Origin of the sequence: Companilactobacillus nuruki, from assembly GCF_002872255.1 — a bacterium.
Classification (GTDB): domain Bacteria; phylum Bacillota; class Bacilli; order Lactobacillales; family Lactobacillaceae; genus Companilactobacillus; species Companilactobacillus nuruki.
Map to the genome: position 1 here is coordinate 1 of NZ_NIPR01000046.1, position 17,381 is coordinate 17,381.

16 protein-coding genes and 1 riboswitch are annotated in these 17,381 nt (G+C 32.7%); of the genes, 10 read left to right on the forward strand and 6 right to left on the reverse strand.

Going from position 1 to position 17,381, the window contains the following annotated elements:
- Window positions 1-56 precede the first annotated feature (56 nt).
- Complete coding sequence (locus CBP76_RS10110; RefSeq protein WP_102196764.1) at window positions 57-488, reverse strand: MarR family winged helix-turn-helix transcriptional regulator; 432 nt, start codon at window positions 486-488, stop codon at window positions 57-59.
- 159 nt (window positions 489-647) lie between these two features.
- Between CBP76_RS10110 and CBP76_RS10115 the strand changes: the two genes are divergently transcribed.
- From CBP76_RS10115 to CBP76_RS10130, 5 genes are all read left to right on the forward strand, one after another.
- Window positions 648-1,097: a DUF3290 domain-containing protein gene (locus CBP76_RS10115; RefSeq protein ID WP_102196765.1), complete on the forward strand. Its 450-nt coding sequence runs from the start codon at window positions 648-650 to the stop codon at window positions 1,095-1,097.
- Window positions 1,098-1,105: 8 nt separating this feature from the next.
- Window positions 1,106-1,735 carry a DUF421 domain-containing protein gene (locus CBP76_RS10120; protein ID WP_102196766.1) on the forward strand — a complete coding sequence of 210 codons (630 nt, stop codon included), beginning with the start codon at window positions 1,106-1,108 and terminating at the stop codon, window positions 1,733-1,735.
- A 78-nt stretch (window positions 1,736-1,813) separates the two neighbouring features.
- On the forward strand, window positions 1,814-1,984 hold the full coding sequence (locus tag CBP76_RS13220; RefSeq protein WP_166667253.1) for a nitroreductase family protein: 171 nt from the start codon (window positions 1,814-1,816) through the stop codon (window positions 1,982-1,984).
- A gap of 13 nt (window positions 1,985-1,997) precedes the next feature.
- Window positions 1,998-3,464, forward strand: coding sequence for a multicopper oxidase family protein (locus CBP76_RS10125; RefSeq protein ID WP_102196767.1), 1,467 nt, complete (start codon window positions 1,998-2,000; stop codon window positions 3,462-3,464).
- A gap of 93 nt (window positions 3,465-3,557) precedes the next feature.
- Complete coding sequence (locus tag CBP76_RS10130; RefSeq protein WP_102196768.1) at window positions 3,558-4,226, forward strand: YczE/YyaS/YitT family protein; 669 nt, start codon at window positions 3,558-3,560, stop codon at window positions 4,224-4,226.
- A 299-nt stretch (window positions 4,227-4,525) separates the two neighbouring features.
- Here the strand turns inward: CBP76_RS10130 and CBP76_RS10135 are convergent, their stop codons facing one another.
- On the reverse strand, window positions 4,526-5,725 hold the full coding sequence (locus CBP76_RS10135; protein WP_102196769.1) for a GGDEF domain-containing protein: 1,200 nt from the start codon (window positions 5,723-5,725) through the stop codon (window positions 4,526-4,528).
- A gap of 329 nt (window positions 5,726-6,054) precedes the next feature.
- Here CBP76_RS10135 and CBP76_RS10140 point away from each other — a divergent pair, with 329 nt between their 5' ends.
- The gene (locus CBP76_RS10140; RefSeq protein WP_102196770.1) at window positions 6,055-7,416 is read left to right on the forward strand and encodes an FAD-dependent oxidoreductase; all 1,362 of its coding nucleotides are present in this window, start codon (window positions 6,055-6,057) and stop codon (window positions 7,414-7,416) included.
- 60 nt (window positions 7,417-7,476) lie between these two features.
- On the opposite strand, the gene CBP76_RS10145 is transcribed toward CBP76_RS10140, so the two are convergent.
- Window positions 7,477-8,160 (reverse strand): EAL domain-containing protein, encoded by a 684-nt coding sequence (locus CBP76_RS10145; RefSeq protein ID WP_102196771.1) that lies wholly within the window; start codon window positions 8,158-8,160, stop codon window positions 7,477-7,479.
- An 87-nt stretch (window positions 8,161-8,247) separates the two neighbouring features.
- The gene (locus CBP76_RS10150; RefSeq protein WP_102196772.1) at window positions 8,248-8,682 is read right to left on the reverse strand and encodes a GNAT family N-acetyltransferase; all 435 of its coding nucleotides are present in this window, start codon (window positions 8,680-8,682) and stop codon (window positions 8,248-8,250) included.
- 205 nt (window positions 8,683-8,887) lie between these two features.
- Between CBP76_RS10150 and CBP76_RS10155 the strand changes: the two genes are divergently transcribed.
- From CBP76_RS10155 to CBP76_RS10165, 3 genes are all read left to right on the forward strand, one after another.
- Window positions 8,888-10,231 (forward strand): FAD-dependent oxidoreductase, encoded by a 1,344-nt coding sequence (locus CBP76_RS10155; protein WP_102196773.1) that lies wholly within the window; start codon window positions 8,888-8,890, stop codon window positions 10,229-10,231.
- A gap of 564 nt (window positions 10,232-10,795) precedes the next feature.
- A riboswitch (Fluoride riboswitch) is annotated at window positions 10,796-10,861 on the forward strand.
- 51 nt (window positions 10,862-10,912) lie between these two features.
- Window positions 10,913-12,196 carry a phosphopyruvate hydratase gene (eno, locus tag CBP76_RS10160; protein ID WP_102196777.1) on the forward strand — a complete coding sequence of 428 codons (1,284 nt, stop codon included), beginning with the start codon at window positions 10,913-10,915 and terminating at the stop codon, window positions 12,194-12,196.
- Between the two features lie 9 nt (window positions 12,197-12,205).
- Window positions 12,206-14,449: an HAD-IC family P-type ATPase gene (locus CBP76_RS10165; RefSeq protein WP_102196774.1), complete on the forward strand. Its 2,244-nt coding sequence runs from the start codon at window positions 12,206-12,208 to the stop codon at window positions 14,447-14,449.
- A 115-nt stretch (window positions 14,450-14,564) separates the two neighbouring features.
- Here CBP76_RS10165 and fba read toward each other — a convergent pair whose 3' ends face one another.
- Window positions 14,565-15,431, reverse strand: a complete 867-nt coding sequence (gene fba, locus CBP76_RS10170; RefSeq protein WP_102196775.1) for a class II fructose-1,6-bisphosphate aldolase — start codon at window positions 15,429-15,431, stop codon at window positions 14,565-14,567.
- A gap of 395 nt (window positions 15,432-15,826) precedes the next feature.
- On the opposite strand from fba, the gene wecB reads away from it, so the two are divergent.
- Window positions 15,827-16,969, forward strand: coding sequence for a non-hydrolyzing UDP-N-acetylglucosamine 2-epimerase (gene wecB, locus CBP76_RS10175; protein ID WP_102196776.1), 1,143 nt, complete (start codon window positions 15,827-15,829; stop codon window positions 16,967-16,969).
- A 274-nt stretch (window positions 16,970-17,243) separates the two neighbouring features.
- On the opposite strand, the gene CBP76_RS10180 is transcribed toward wecB, so the two are convergent.
- On the reverse strand, window positions 17,244-17,381 hold a 138-nt coding region (locus CBP76_RS10180), incomplete at its 5' end, for a transposase (RefSeq protein WP_425430306.1).

Genomic DNA, 17,381 nt, shown 5'->3' on the forward strand with positions numbered 1-17,381 from the left:
CAATATAGCTTTATTTATATTAGAGTAAAATGATAATACTTATATGTTGAATATTTTCAGGACTCTTGTTGAATATTAGTAGTTAGGATCATGTCGCGAAGTGCCTGAAAGTCTTGATTGCCAAAAGATTCAGCTAAAACGCTATCAACCACTTGAAAAGCTTCTTTAAAATGAGATATACCTGAGTCAGTTATTTTTAAACAGACTTCTTTTTTATTATCATCGTTATGATATCTGATAATTGGTTTACAGTCTTTGTTTTCCAATCTAACTGCCATTCTTGAAACGGCAGCTGAACTTAATTTAAGCGAGTCCTTGATTTCTAAGAGACTAGCCTTAGAATCGTATTGATCATATAGATAATGTAAAAAACTAAATTCAACTGGTGAGAGATCATACTTAATTAAAACTTTTTCCAATTTTGTTTGAATATCATTCTCAAAGTTTTTCATACTTAACCAAGTACAAAGATTAGAATTATTACTCATAGTAATCACCCTTCATAATTTTTTTTACTTTTATGTATTATGAAACTTATTTAATACTTGCGCAAGCAACTTTCACTTCTAATCAAAGCAAGTTTTATGACTATAGATTAGTTAGTTTTTGCTATACTAATCGTATGAAGTAACTGGAGGGGAATATAAATGGATTTTTATTCGTACCAGTATTTAGTTGAACACAATAATGAACCTAACTTTTTATTCATTATTGGAATTATGATTTTAGCAATTGCCATTTTTATTACTGGATTTTTATATTATAGAAATCGTTCGGACAATAAATATCGAGATTTATTAATAATATTTGCTTTTGGAATAATTCTGTTTATTGGTATTAATTATAATAATTATGAACAACAGTTAGATGTTAATAATAAAACCAATCAAACGTTGGATTTAATGCGTTCAGTTGCAAAAGATAAAAATGTAAATGCGAAGAAACTTTATTCTAATAGTTCTAGTCTAACAGAGGGAATGCTAATTAAGTCAGGCAAAGATATCTATCGAGTTAGTTTTGACAATAATCAGAGTAGTTATACCTTAACTAAGGCAAATGTTATTGGCTCCCAAAAAATTCAATTGATTGAGAAGTAGGTGTGAAAATGGTCCTTTCTTATGGTGATTTAACTTTAAAGTTTATTATTGGATTTCTTTTTATGGTATTACAGATAAATTTATTTGGACGTGGGAATATAGCTCCGACTAGCGCAATTGATCAATTACAAAACTACGTGTTGGGTGGTATTGTCGGTGGTATGATTTATAACGCTAGTATCACGATACTTCAATTTACTTTAGTTCTATTGATTTGGACGATGGTAGTTTTTGTGGCTAAATTCTTAACTAATCATAATAATTTCTTTAAAAAGATCATTGAAGGTACGCCACAGCTGATCATAAAGAATGGCAAAATTGATGTTAATTTGGCACTACGTAATGGTCTGTCAGCTAATGATCTATCATTTAAACTGAGACAGGCTGGAGTAATGGACGTTAGAAATGTTAAACGAGCTGTTTTTGAACGAAATGGGCAATTAACATTAGTTATGAAAAATGAAGATAGTATCAAATATCCAATTATACTTGATGGAAAGATTGATACTGATGAGTTAGCTACTATTAACAAAGATGTTGAATGGGTTGAACAACAATTGACAAAGTATAATTTAGATATTGCTGATGTTTATTTAGGAAATTATATTGATAATCAATTGATTATTTATAAATATTGAATTAGTACTAAACTAAATTTTGAAAGTATTAACAACTGTACTAAAATGGGAATGTAATAAACTTTGGTGGTGATAAACATGGCAGGTGGATCTAAGTTGTTCTCTGTATTCATGCTAATTTTCTATGCAATTTTATTATATTTTGTTTTTGCCGATAAAAATATGGTAGCAATGTATATGATGGGAATCGGTATGTTTATTGAGGCTTTGGTAAATTGTATTTGCGCGTTTCAATCAAAAACTAAATAGGTGGCGATTATAAATGTCAGATTCAAAAGTTTATAAGGATTATTTCTTCGATGAACCAGTATTTGATTTGCATGATGGTGGATATGTTCCCTTACAAAAGGCTGAGGTACCTGAACAACCATTAAACATTCCAGAAATATTAAAGCCTGATAAAGTGAATGGTAATGATGTCTATTACACAATTACAGCTCAGGAGGGTGAGACCCAAATATTGCCAGGCGATAAAACGAAGACTTGGGGCTATAATGCCTCAATATTGGGAACTACGATTGTTTTGAAGAAGGGTGTTCATTATCATGTTCATCTGGTCAATAAATTATCTGAGGTTACAACGTTTCACTGGCATGGCTTAAATGTTACAGGTCCAATTGTTGATGGTGGACCACATGCACCAGTTTATCCTGGTGGCAGTCGAGATATTGATTTTACACTTGATCAACCAGCTCAAACTGACTGGATTCATCCGCATCCATGTCCTAATACAGCTCGTCAGGTTTGGAATGGGTTGGCAGCCGCGGTTGTTGTAACGGATGATATAGAAGCAAAATTACCATTTCCTAGAAATTATGGTGTAGATGATATTCCTGTTATTTTGCAGGATAGGAGTTATCATAATAATCAATTGGATTATAAAGCTGATTATGATATGGATGGCACTTTAGGGAAATATGCACTTGTAAATGGCACTATCAACGGAGTTTTCAATGTCACAACGCAAAGAATTCGATTGAGAATCTTAAATGGCTCTGATCGTCGTGAATGGAGATTGCATTTTGATGATGACCATGAATTTACTCAAATAGCGTCTGATGGTGGAACCTTGCCAGCACCAGTTAAATTTACTAAGCTGATGTTAACATGTGCAGAACGTGCTGAGGTTATTGTTGATTTTGGCGATAAGAAACCAGGTGATGTAGTAACACTGATGACTGATGATATTCCAATTATGAAGTTTAAGATTGGTGATTATCAGCCTGTAGATATTACACTCCCTGAACAATTAACAACTATTGATACTCCTGAGGTAACACCTGGCTTGCCCGTAACTAGAACGGTTATGTCTGGAATGGATGATAATGTTAGACTTGATGGAAAATTATTTGATATGCAAAGAATCGATCGGAGACAAAAAATCGGTGATACGGTCCTTTGGGATGTTGTGAATACTAATGATATGGAAGGCGGGATGATTCACCCATTTCATATGCATGGTTGTCAATTTTTGGTGTTAAGTCGAAATGGAAAGGAACCATATCCCAACGAACATGGTTGGAAAGATACGATTGGTGTAAATGCTGGCGAGACAGTCAGAATTGCGGTTCAATTTACTAAATTTGGTGTTTATATGTATCACTGTCATATTCTTGAACATGAGGATACAGGAATGATGGCTCAAATTGAGGCCTATGATCCAAATGTTAAACATGAGTATCACTTAATTAGTATGGATGAGATGAATCATCCTCAAAATAATAAGTAATTAATTTGGAAAACACTGGTCTGCTAGTTAAAAGCCGGTGTTTTTTTATACCTTGAAAGTGTATCATGATGCATGAAATGAACTTTTGAGATGATGAGGAATTGTATTGTGAAACAAGGAAAGTTTAAAATTCGCTTAGGGTATTTAATATTTGCTATTGTTTTAGATGCTTTTGCCAATTCTTTAATGATCAATAGTAATATGGGGAGCGCTGTTTGGACTGCTTCGGCAGTTAATATTTCAACTTTGTTGCATTCTACTTATGGGACGACATTATTTGTTTATGCCGTCATTGTAACGATTGCTAATCAGTTGTTGCTGGGCAAGTTCGATGGGCATATATTTTTATCTAATTTATTATTTTCATTGCCATTTAGTTATTTGGTGGGATTTTTTTCTGATATTCTAAATCCATTTCAGTTAAATAATTTACCAATAATATTAAGATTGATGGTTGATATTCTAGGCTTGATTGGAGTCTCTGTGGGTACATCTATTTATCAAAGGTGTAACTTGATTCAGCATCCTAACGATGAACTGGCTTATCTTTTACGTTTTAAATATTTGCATGGTTCCGCTGGTTGGGGACAATTGATCAGTTATGCACCTCCGGTCATTATTATGATAATTTGTTATAGCGTAACGGGGAGAATATTATCTGTCGGTATAGGAACAATCTTGGCAATGTTTTGTCAGGGAATAATTATTGGATTTTCAGATAAGATAGTTGTACCTTCTTTAAAACATCATTACTCATTTTAAAATTTGGTAACAAATTATTTAAAAAAATATAAATATTAATAAAATTGTAGAAAAAAGAGTTAAAATTTATTGATTTATACTCTTGCGATAGTTGGTCACATGGTTTACTATGACTAGTAGGGACTACCAGATTTAAAAACAACTGATTCCTTCCCGACGGTGAGATTAATTTCTCACTATTTTTTTGTTTTTTAACTTATAAAATAACCGACAGAGAAAATTACATAAATGTAACCAAAAAGGTTCCAATAACTATTTTTAAATAGTTATTGGAACCTTTTTTCGCTCAGCATGATAGATTATTTTATATCATTAAAGTCATAAGTCTTACCTTCAACAGTTAAGCGATTACGTCCAGAATTCTTAGATTCATAGAGATATTTGTCAACTCGATTAAAGAGATCATTAAAACTATTATCGCTTGTTGTTAATTTTGAGATACCAAAGGAGATACTAACATCTAGTCTTTGACCATTTAGAATCAATGGTGTATTGAGTAAAGTATTTCTTAAATCGGTAATTATGGAAACACACTCTTGAGGAGTTTTACCACGGAAAATGATAATGAATTCTTCACCACCGAAACGGAATAGTTGACCCTTAGTATCAGTTAAAAACATTTCTCGCTCAATAGTGTGAGCAACATGTTTTAAGACCTCATCGCCAGTTGAATGCCCATATTTGTCGTTAAATTCTTTGAAGTGATCAATATCAAACATTGCGACGGTTAATGGTACTTTTTCTTGGGAATAGGTATTATAAAGTTCATCGGAAGCTTTATCGAGACTGGCCCGATTTCTGATTCCGGTAAGTTCATCATAATTAGCCTGAACTTGGAGATCATTGTAATTTAACATCGTATCTTGTAATTTTCGTTCACAGAAACGAATAACGGACATATAAATTAGGAATACCACTAACATATTGATTATTTCATATATTGGGAAGGAATGATCTACCCAAATCAATATCCACCAGGAAAGTCCAAATAGTAACTGCATGATAAGGTATTTCCATTCGGAATTCTGCAATTTTTCAGTTTGGCGGTAAATGAATAGGACAATTAAAATCAAAAGAATATACGATAGTATAAAAAATGGTAGATGTTTGTTGTCTAAACGATCCATATTAAATGTACTATGGTAAACAAAAGGCATTAGGATATTAATTATTAGGGTAATTTTATTTCTAATTAGGTACATACAATATAGAAGGATAGTCAATTGTGCATTAGCATATAACCAACCGTTATCTATTGATCCATTGTTTAAAATATGAAAAATCTGTTGTAGCATAATCATACTAAGAGCTAAAATAAGTCCTTCAACCATATGAACTGTGATACGTTGATATGAGGGTGATGATCTACTTATCCTTCTCTCCAATGAATAGGCAATGATGGTAATAATCGTTATTAACCCAATGGTAACTAATGTAATTATTGCGACATCAGTATTCAAGTAAGTACTAATGAATTTTTTTAAAACAGTATCTGACAAATTTACCCCCAAAGTTGGTTTTATAGAGTTTTTTAATAGTCTTTTAAAAATGAATAGTTGTTTATTAAAAATGGTACACTAATATATTAACATATTAATAATATCAAAAAATACAAAAATATTTAAAATAAACTGTAAAAAAATAGCCATTAAATCCAAAATGATTTATCATGGCAGTCTATTTTAAATTACTTTTACTAATACATTGTACGCTTATTCATTTATAAAAATATAAGGTTATAATAGTAATAATACCAGAGACTTTTTTAATGATATGCTTAAAAGTCAATATCTAATATAGATAAATCTAGAAAAATGAGGGGAAATCTATGAAAGTAGTAGTAGTAGGCTGTACACATGCTGGAACGGCAGCAATAGAACAGATTTTACAAGAACACCCAGGAACAGAAGTTACGGTTTATGAACGTGATGACAATATTTCGTTTTTGTCATGTGGAATTGCACTTTATTTGGGGAGAAAAGTAAAGCATCTAGAGGATATGTTTTATGCTAGTCCTAAAGATTTGGAAAATTTGGGTGCCAAAGTTTACATGAAACACGATGTTCTTAAAATTGATGCTAAGAATAAAACATTGATGTGTGAAGATATGAATACACATGAAATTATTAATGATACTTATGATAAGTTAATTATGACTACAGGTTCGTATGTTGCTGTTCCTCCAATTATGGGAATATCAGATACACGTATTTTGATGTGCAAAAGTTACGCTCAAGCACAGGAAATTTATGAAACTGCTAAAGAGTATAAGCATATTACTATTGTTGGTGGGGGATATATCGGAGTTGAATTAGCTGAAAGTTATGCTAACACTGAACATGAGGTTACGTTGATTCAGTCAAGAGATCAAGTTTTGAATAATTATATTGATAAAGATATGTCAGAAAACGTTATTGATTTGTTGAAAGAACATGGAGTTAATGTTTATTTGAATGAACGTGTGAATGGATTTAATCGAGATGATGACGATAAAGTTATTATTGAAACAAATAAGTCTGATCACAAGTCTGATTTAGTTATTGTATGTACAGGATTTGTTGCCAATACTGAATTACTACGTGGACAAGTTGAAATGGATCGCCATGGTGCAATTATTATTAATGAATATACTCAAACGTCAGATCCTGATATTTATGCGGCAGGAGATGCATGTACGGTTAACTTTAATCCTACTGGTAAACCTGCATATATGCCTTTGGCAACAAATGCCATTCGTCAAGGTGCTTTAGCTGGTATTAATGTTTTTGGTAATATTCAAAAGTATATGGGAACTCAAGCAACATCAGCCATGGAGTTATTTGGTTATACTATTGCTTCAACTGGATTGACTTTAAGGCATGCTTTAGAAAGTGATATTAATGCAGATTGTGTTGAGTATCACGATTATTACCGTCCTGCATATATGCCTACCACTGAAATGTTAACTATTAAGTTGGTTTACAATAAGGATAATCACCTTATTTTGGGTGCCCAATTATTCAGTAAACATGAAGTTGCTCAATCAGCTAATACTATTTCAGTATGCATTCAAAACAAGAATACAATTGATGATTTGGCCTTCATGGATATGCTTTTCCAACCAAATTATGATAATCCATTCAATTATTTGAATTTAGTTGCTCAACAAGCAGTTGCTAAAGAGCATAATAATAAATTAAAAAATGCTTAATTTCTAAGAAATAAAAAACGTTAACCTAGATTTTTTTAGGTTAACGTTTTTTGTATAAATTTAAAATTTATCATCATCAGGTTCTAACTTAAGTAAACGTGGTTTACCATAAAAGTATCCTTGTCTTAGATCAATATTGAGTGAATCAGCCAATGCGTCATCATGTTCATCTTCAATGCCTTCAAGAATAAAGCGCAAATTATTCTTTTCACTAAAATCACGCCAAAAGACTACTTTTTGTTCGATATCGGGGTCACGTAATTTTTCACCAAAGTTCTGAATAGCAAATTTAATCTCTGATGCCAAAGGTACAAAATCTTGAATTTGATCAAGTTGATTTACACCGGTTCCACAGTCATCAAGACTGAAATCCATTCCGTAATTGATAAAGTCCTTGATCAAGGGGATCAATTTTTCACTTGGCCAGTCATGATCAGGAACATCTTCAGTTAACTCAACCACTAACCGTAAAGGACGCAAAATACTTTGTGCTTCAATAATAGCATCCCGAACTTCTTTATCCATTAATTGATTACGATTAATGTTAACTGATACTGAACCAATTTTTAAGGACAACAACTTAGTAGTTGCAATTAGAACGGAGGCCATTGTGTGAGAAGGCACTTCTGAAAAATTAGCTGGAGGCCTCCAACCTTGATCAGTCTTTTTCTTCATCAGCAATTCATAGCCGATCAATGAATTATTTACTTTATCTAACTGGGGCTGAATAAAAAATCTATACATAATCAAACTCCTTTTTAAAACACTCCCTAATTTCATCCAAAATTATCTTAAAAATTTATGCAAATAATAACACTGAAGATAATATTACTACAACTCTAGTTTCATGTCATGATGCAAAATTCCGGCTTCTTGGTATTGTTTGCCAATTACCTTAAAACCAAGCTTTTTATAGAAAGTTTGAGCATGATCTTGGGCACCCAAAACTATATAAGAATAGTTTTCTTTGGTAACAAAGTTAAAAATATAGTTTAATAATTCAGTGCCAAGATTTTTATGACGATATTCTTTTAATACGGCAACTCTTTGAACATGTATTCCATTGTCAGCGGTAGGAAAGAATCTTGCACAAGCAACAGCCTTGTTTTCCTTGTACAGAACAAAATAGGTACATTTATTTTCCAAATCATCGATCTCTAATTCTTTAGGTACGTTTTGCTCATTAACGAAAACTTCGGTCCTTATAGCAACACTATCCTGATAGATTAAAGAATTCAGGGATGTTGAATATTTAATTTCATTCATAGTTGATCTCCATATTAAAAATGTCAATACAACATAATTATATTACAAATTTTGATAAATAATAATTCAATAATTGAGATGATTTTTTTTACTTTCTAAAAAGTGAAATAAAAATTAGACTGATATAATTATTACATGTGTTGTGTTATGCTTTAAAGAATGAGAGCTAGTATATAAAAAGGTACTTTAGAGGAGGAACCGACTGTTGAAAGTTATCGTTGTCGGATGTACACATGCTGGAACAGCTGCAGTTGAACAGATACTTAAAAAGCATCCAGAAACTGATGTTACCGTTTATGAGCGTGATGATAATATCGCTTTTTTGTCGTGTGGAATTGCCCTATATTTAGGCAGAATTGTTAATAATCTTGAGGATATGTTTTATGCAGATCCTACCACCCTTGAGGGATTTGGCGCCAAGGTTCATATGAAACATAATGTTTTAAAAATTGATTCAAAGAACAAAAAAATTGTTGTTCAAGATTTACAAACTCAAGAAATTTTCGAAGATACTTATGATAAATTGATCATGACTACCGGATCTGAAGTTGGTATACCACCAATTGGTGGTATGAATAATCCCCGTGTCTTGTTGTGTAAGAGTTATGCGCAAGCTAAACAGATCTACGATTCAGCTTTAAATTATCCCAGTATTGCGATTGTTGGTGCTGGATATGTTGGAGTCGAATTAGCCGAAAGTTATGCCAATACAGTTCATGATGTTACTTTGATTCAATCACGTGATCAGATATTAAATAATTATGTTGACGATGGACTTTCTCAAGAAATTATTCAGAAGTTAAAAGATCATGATGTGAAGGTTCACTTAGATGAACGTGTAGCAGAAATTGTTGATGGTGAACAGTTAACTATTAAAACTAAAAAAGGTGATGCATATAAGGCTGACTTGGTGATTGTTTGTACTGGGTTCTTTGCCAACACTGATTTATTGCGTGGTCAAGTTCAAATGGACGGTTATGGTGCCATCATTATAAACGACTATATGCAAACATCTGATCCTGATATCTATGCGGGTGGGGACTCATGTGTTGTTAAATTCAATCCAACAGGTGAATTGAAGTACATTCCATTGGCATCAACAGCGGTTCGTCAAGGAACTTTGGCAGGAATTAATGTTTTTGGTAATATCCGCAAATATATGGGAACCCAAGCAACAACTGCCATGGAAATTTTCGGATATACCCTAGCCGAAACCGGATTAACCCTAAAAAAGGCTTTAGCTAATGGGATTAATGCTGATTGTGTTGTTTATCATGATAATTATCGTCCCAATTACATGCCTACAACTGATATGTTAACTATTTATTTAATATATGATAAGGACAGTAGACGAGTCTTGGGAGCTCAGTTATTCAGTAAGCATGAAGTGGCTCAATCGGCCAATGCCATTTCTATTTGTATTCAAAATGAAAATACAATTGATGATTTAGCTTTTGTTGATATGTTGTTCCAACCAAATTATGATAATCCGTTTAATTATTTAAATTTGGTTGCTCAACAGGCAATTGCTAAAGAAGATGGCGCATAAAAAGAGACCAAACAGGCGGGGAACCTGTTGGTCTCTTTTTATGCGGTTGATTTTAGATAAGGGTAAGAAATTAACTATTCGTCATTGAATGATGGGGTATTCAATGAATCGGGGAGATTATTATGATCCGTTGTATTTTGGGCAAATTTAAGAAATGAGTTTTTCCCTTATCATAATCTGTAATTGGGAGTTACAGACAAATCAACTAAGTATCTAGGATAAGCATCTAGTCATAGATATTAATAATTTCTATACGGGAGGCAAAACTTTGACTTTGAAAACTCATCCTAGGATTTAACAAAGTTATTATTTAGCCCCTCCTTCCTCTATGTTAGCGCTTTCTTAAATGGTACAAGCATAGTATAACAAGGTTTGAAACATTTCACAATATTAAAGATTGAAGTATTTTTAGCATAATTTTGCTAGAATACTATTAAACAAGGCCTTTATAAATATATATCATGTAAAATATATTTTTGTTGAAACTTGGATATTTCACAATCCTAGGAATTGTTTTTTTTAATATAATACTTGTGTAAATTAAAAAAGTATTATATTATGAATTCGTTGAAAGGCGATGACGTTCGCCGTAAATATTACTCAATTGTAATTAATGACGTCTACTCTGATTTTTTTCAGGGTAGACGTCATTTTTTTATGATTGGAAAGGGAGTATTAATGATGACAAAGGTAACGATTGAAAATGTAAAGGCTAGAGAGATATTTGATTCACGTGGTAATCCTACGGTTGAAGTAGATGTGATTCTTTCCAATGGAGTTTTAGGACGTGCAAGTGTTCCATCTGGTAAATCAACCGGTGATAATGAGGCTGTTGAATTGCGTGATGGTGGAAAAAGACTGGATGGAAAAGGTGTTTTAAAAGCTGTTAAGAATGTTAATACTTTAATCAATGATAGATTAAAAGGAGCTGATCCCTTTAATCAATCAAATATTGATCAGATGATGATAGATCTTGATGGAACACCCAATAAGGCTAAATTAGGTGCCAATGCAATTCTGGGAGTATCAATTGCAAATGTTAGAGCCGCTGCAAATAGTGAAAACATTCCTGTTTATCGTTATATTGGTGGAGTCGATTTGGAATTGCCTCAAACATTCCACAATGTTATTAATGGAGGAGAACATGCCGATAATGGTATTGATATGCAGGAATTTATGATTACTCCAATTAAAAGAACTAGCTTTCGTGATGGTTTTGAAAAAATCGTTAATGTTTATCATCAATTAAAGAGGAATCTTGAAAAAGAAGGTTACCAAACTGGATTAGGCGATGAAGGTGGTTTTGCTCCCGATTTGCCATCCAGTGAAGCTGCCATAGATGAATTGAATAAAGCTATTAAAGATGCTGGTTATGAACCTGGAACAGAAATTGGTATAGCATTTGATGCTGCAGCCTCAAGTTTTGCTCAAGCAGATGGTTCGTACATGTTTGAAGGGAAAAAATGTAGTCCAGAAGAAATGGGATCATATTATGAAGGTTTGTTGAATAAGTATTCAGCTATTGTCTCAATGGAAGATCCATTTGGCGAAAACGATTGGGAAAATTTTGCTAAGTTCACACAAAAGAATGGTCATCGAGTTCAAATCGTAACAGATGATAACGTATGTACTAATCCTAAATTATTTAGAAAAGCCATTAAAAACGGTTTAGCTAATAGTTTTTTGATTAAGTTAAATCAAATTGGAAGTGTTACTGAGACGATGGAGGCAATTAGAGTGGCAAGGAAAAATGGTTATACTACCATGATGTCACATCGTTCAGGTGAAACAGAAGATCCATTTTTAGCTGATTTTACAGTTGCTATGCATGCAGAACAACTTAAATCTGGTGCCCCTGCCCGTGGCGAACGTTTGGCTAAGTATAATCAATTATTAAGAATTGAAGAGGAATTAGGTAAAGAATCAAATTTGGCTCATTTCCCCAATAATGTAGATTTGGATTGATAATTAATTATGCAAGAAAAACGTGGTTTAACGACCAAAGATGCTAAAAAAATAATGCAATTAAAAGGTTATAATGACCTTCCACAAATTAAGAAACCATTCATGAATTTAATTTTAAAAAGATTGATTGGTCCAATTCCTTATATTATTGAATTAGCACTTATCATTGAACTTATATTAGGAAATTACATACAAGTTATTTTTATATTTGCATTACTGTTATTTTCGGCCATTGATGGTGCCATTCAAGAAAATCATGCAAAAAAATCAATTGGTGAATTAAATACTAAATTAGTTACATATGTCAGTGTTTTACGGGATGGTAAATGGAAAAAACTATCTAGTCGTGAAATAGTACCTGGCGACTGGATTCATTTGGCGGTTGGCTCAATTATTCCGGCTGATTGTAAGATAATTAAAGGCGAGATTTTAGTAAACCAATCAGTAATAACTGGAGAATCAAAAGTTGTAATTAAAGATAAAGGAGATAACCTTTACTCTGGATCAACTGTAATTCAAGGAAATAGTAATGTATTAGTTGAGAAGATCGGCAAGGACAGTAGTTTAGGAAGAACGACTGAATTAGTAAGAACCAATGAATCTCCTGGACGACTAGAAAAACTTCTCTTTACTGTTGTAAAATATTTGGCGTATTTAGATATTGTATTAGCAATTGTTTTAACCATATCGGCAATGATCAGAAAAACACCTTTATTATCTCTATTACCATTCTTAGTTATTTTATTTGTAGCTACTATTCCAATTTCTATGCCGTCAAGTTTTTCGGTTGCAAATTCAATAGAGGCTGGGGTGCTTTCGAAAAAAGGTATTTTGGTTAGCGGATTATCAGGTATTCAAGAAGCTGGATCAATGAATGTTTTATTGATGGATAAAACTGGAACTATAACTCAAAATAAACCAGTTCTAAATAGTTTAGTTAGTTTGAATGGAATGGAAAAATCATTTTTATTAAAGTATGCTTTGGCAACAATAAAACCAGGAAGTATCAATCCCTTAGATTTAGCAATTGCTCAAGAAGCAACATTGAAGGAAATAACAACACCCAATGTAAAAGAACAAATATCATTTGACCCTATTCTAAAGGGAGCTAGAGCTATTTTAGCCGATGGACGAGAGGTATTCTTAGGATCTCCCACAAAAATAAATATTTCTGATAAAATAAAAAAACAAATCATAGTTTTGTCAAATCAAGGTCTTCAAATTATGGTTTTAGCGATAGATCAAGAGATAATAGGAATATTAACTTTTAAAGACCAAATTAAACCTGATGTGTCTCAAACAATTCTTCAACTTAAACAGCGGGGAATAACTATTCTAATGCTAACTGGAGATACTAGAGTAACTGCTCAATCAATTGCTAAGAAAATTGGCTTGAATGGCAAAATTGGTAGTATTGAAGAAGCTATGTCTATGCCATTATCGTTTAGTGGATTCGCTAATGTCTATCCAAAAGATAAGTTTAAGATTGTTAAATTGTTACAAGATAAAGGATATGTTGTCGGTATGACAGGCGATGGAATCAATGATGCACCAGCGTTAAAGCAGGCAGATGTTGGTATTGCCATCAATACCGCAACGGATATTTCCAAATTAGCTTCTAGAATCATTCTGACAAAACCTTCATTAATGGGGATTACAGAATTAGTTGATTCAGGGCATCGTGTTTATCAAAGAATGATGACATGGCTAATCACTAAATTAGCTAGGACGGCACAATTGTCACTTCTGTTAACTTTCGGTTATTTATTTACCAATTTTTTTCCAATTTCATTAAATATAATTGTATTTATTGTTATTTTTAATGATTGTGTGACGTTAACTTTAGGGTCTGATCGTGTAAAAATAAATTATTTTCCAGAAAAATGGGATTTAGTAAGCTTGATTAGGATTTCGGCTATTTATATAATTGGATGGCTACCACTAGGGTTTCTAGTTCTGTGGTATAGTTTGCATTTTACTAATTTTGATCAGTCACAAATTAGTGGAATGTTGTTTGTCTACTTGATTTATTCAGCAATGGGTATGATTCTTTCAACTAGAACGCGTAATCATTTTTGGTCAATACCAACTAGTAGAGCGGTGGGTATAATAATACGCTGTAATATACTTATTTTCACGATGATAGCAATATTTGGATTATCTGTTGGAGTAATTAATTGTTTAATAATTTTCTTGATATGTATTTTGATATTCGTTGGTTTGGATTATATCAAAGTTGCATATTATAGCTAATATTACTAAAAGTAAAAAGGCAAGTTATCAATTCAAATTTGAATTGATAACTTGCCTTTTCTATACAAAAAAAGACAGGAACCACAGTCCTGTCTTTTTAAATAATCAAAGATTATTAGATTGAAGGTGTACCGAACCATTCGATACGTTCTTTTGTTGTATCTGTAATAGCCTTTGTACCAGGTGCTAGTAACTTACGAGGATCGTAACCCTTAGCATTTACATCTTGGTCATGGCCAGCTTCGATATATTCACGAGTTGCTTTAGCAAATGATAATTGCAATTCAGTATTAACGTTAACCTTTGAAATACCCATTGAGATAGCCTTAACGATTTGTTCCTTAGGGATACCTGAACCACCATGAAGAACAAGTGGTGTTGAGATTTCAGCAGCTAATTCTTGTAAACGGTCAAAGTTCAAACCTTGCCAGTTTTCAGGGTATACACCGTGAATGTTACCAATACCAACAGCTAGGTAATCAACACCAGTAGCTGCAAGTGTTTTAGCTTCTTCAACATCAGCTAATTCACCGGCACCAGTAATACCATCTTCAGTACCACCAATTGAACCAACTTCAGCTTCAACAGACATGCCCTTAGCGTGAGCTAATTTAACGATTTCCTTTGTCTTTTCAAGGTTTTCGTCAAATGGTAGGTCATGACCATCGAACATAACTGAGTTGTAACCAACTTCGATACATTCTTTGGCAGCTTCATAGTTACCATGATCCAAGTGCATTACAACTGGAACTGTAATACCCATTGATTTGATTGTGTCTTGTACAAGGTGTAGACATAATTCATATCCACCCATATACTTAGCAGCACCCATTGATGTTTGAACCAAGATAGGTGTATTTGTTTCTTGAGCAGCGGCTAAAATACCACGTGTCCATTCCAAGTCGTTGATGTTAAAAGCACCAACAGCATATTTGCCTTTACGGGCATTGTTGAAAATTTCGTTACCGTTTGTTAAAACCATCGATAATCCTCCAAAAATTCCATTCATTATTTTGAATACTTAATAATTTTAACTCAAACTGAATGAAATTAATACTTTTTTTAAGAAACTATTTCAGTAAGCGTTTTACTTAAAATGTAAGTATGAATATAAAGCAATTAAAAATAAAATTATTAGAAAAAGAAGAATATACCACCAATATTTTTTGCTAGTTGATTTAATAATAGTGTTATAAATTGCCATAACTGCAAAAAAGGCCAGTAGTGTTGTTAGAATACTTAATATAATTAGAAGTGTTAGATTTATCATAATAGTTAATTATACCCATATTTTTCATAAAAATCTGAAAATCGTAACTACCTATATTAATAACAACATCTTTGATATACTGGAGGTAATTTATTGAGGTGATAATTTTGGATAAAATTAAAGTTATGACAGTTTTTGGTACAAGACCAGAAGCCATTAAAATGGCACCACTTGTTTTAAAATTAAAGCAAAACAGTGACCGTTTTGAAACCGTGACAGTTGTCACAGCACAACATCGTGAAATGCTAGACTCAGTTTTGGAAATTTTTAATATCAAGCCTGATTATGATTTGAATATCATGAAAGAACGTCAAACATTAAGTGGCATCACGGGATTGGTCTTAAAAGAACTTGATGGAATTATTGAAAAAGAACAACCTGATATCGTTTTAGTTCATGGTGACACAACGACAACATTCAGTGCGGCCTTGTCAGCATTCTATCATCAAACAGCAATTGGGCATGTTGAAGCAGGTCTTAGAACATGGAATAAGTATTCTCCATGGCCAGAAGAAATGAACCGCCAAATGACCGATGATTTAACTGATATTTATTTTGCACCAACTACTGAAAGTAAAGCTAATTTGTTAAAAGAAAATCATCATGGTGAAAATATCTTTGTAACTGGTAATACAGCTATTGATGCTTTGAAGAGTACAGTTCATAAAGACTATCATCACGATATTATGGATGTTTTGGATCCTAATAAAAAGATGATTTTGATCACCATGCACCGTCGTGAAAATCAGGGTGAACCAATGAAACAGGTTTTCCGAGCAATGAAAAAAGTTGTTGAAAAACATGATGATATTGAATTGGTTTATCCAGTACATTTGAACCCTGTTGTTCAACAAACAGCCGAAGATATTTTGGGTGAGGTTGAACGTGTTCACTTGATCGAACCACTGGATGTAGTTGATTTTCATAATTTAGCTTCTAGAAGTTACTTTATTATGACTGACTCTGGTGGAGTTCAAGAAGAGGCACCATCATTAGGAAAACCAGTTTTGGTTCTTCGTGATACAACTGAACGTCCCGAAGGTGTAGAAGCTGGTACGTTAAAATTGGTCGGTACTGATGCAGATGTCGTTGAAAAAGAAATGACTCGTTTAATTACCGATAAAGCAGAATATGATCGTATGGCCAACGCTAAGAACCCATATGGTGATGGTAAAGCATCTGATAGAATCCTTGATTCAATCAGTTATTATTTTAAACAAACAACAGATAGACCTAATGAATTTGAATAGATAATATTAAGCTTTCTAGCTTAGGCTTGATTAAGATATAAGGGATTTGTTGTTTTCCGTAAAATTGAAGTTTATCTAAAATGTTGAGGATATGACTTGAAACCAAGACAACTTCAATTTTTGTTCTAGGCCTCTTAACCGTTGTATTAGTCTTTTACTCAAATAGTTTTAATTATTCAAAATAAATAGTCTGCATTGAATTTCGGCTGTTCGTCAAATCAAGTTGATGGCGGTTCAAGTTAACAGTTAGACCATAAATGGTCTAGCTGTTTTTTTATTTAGCTGATGAGCTTGCTCGAAGCCAAAACATTTGAATATTTATACGTTCAGTAAAGTTGTTCCAACTACGATATCCATAGGCACTACTTTTTATCTTTTTTATTCTTCCAATGATTCCCTCTAAAAATTCGGT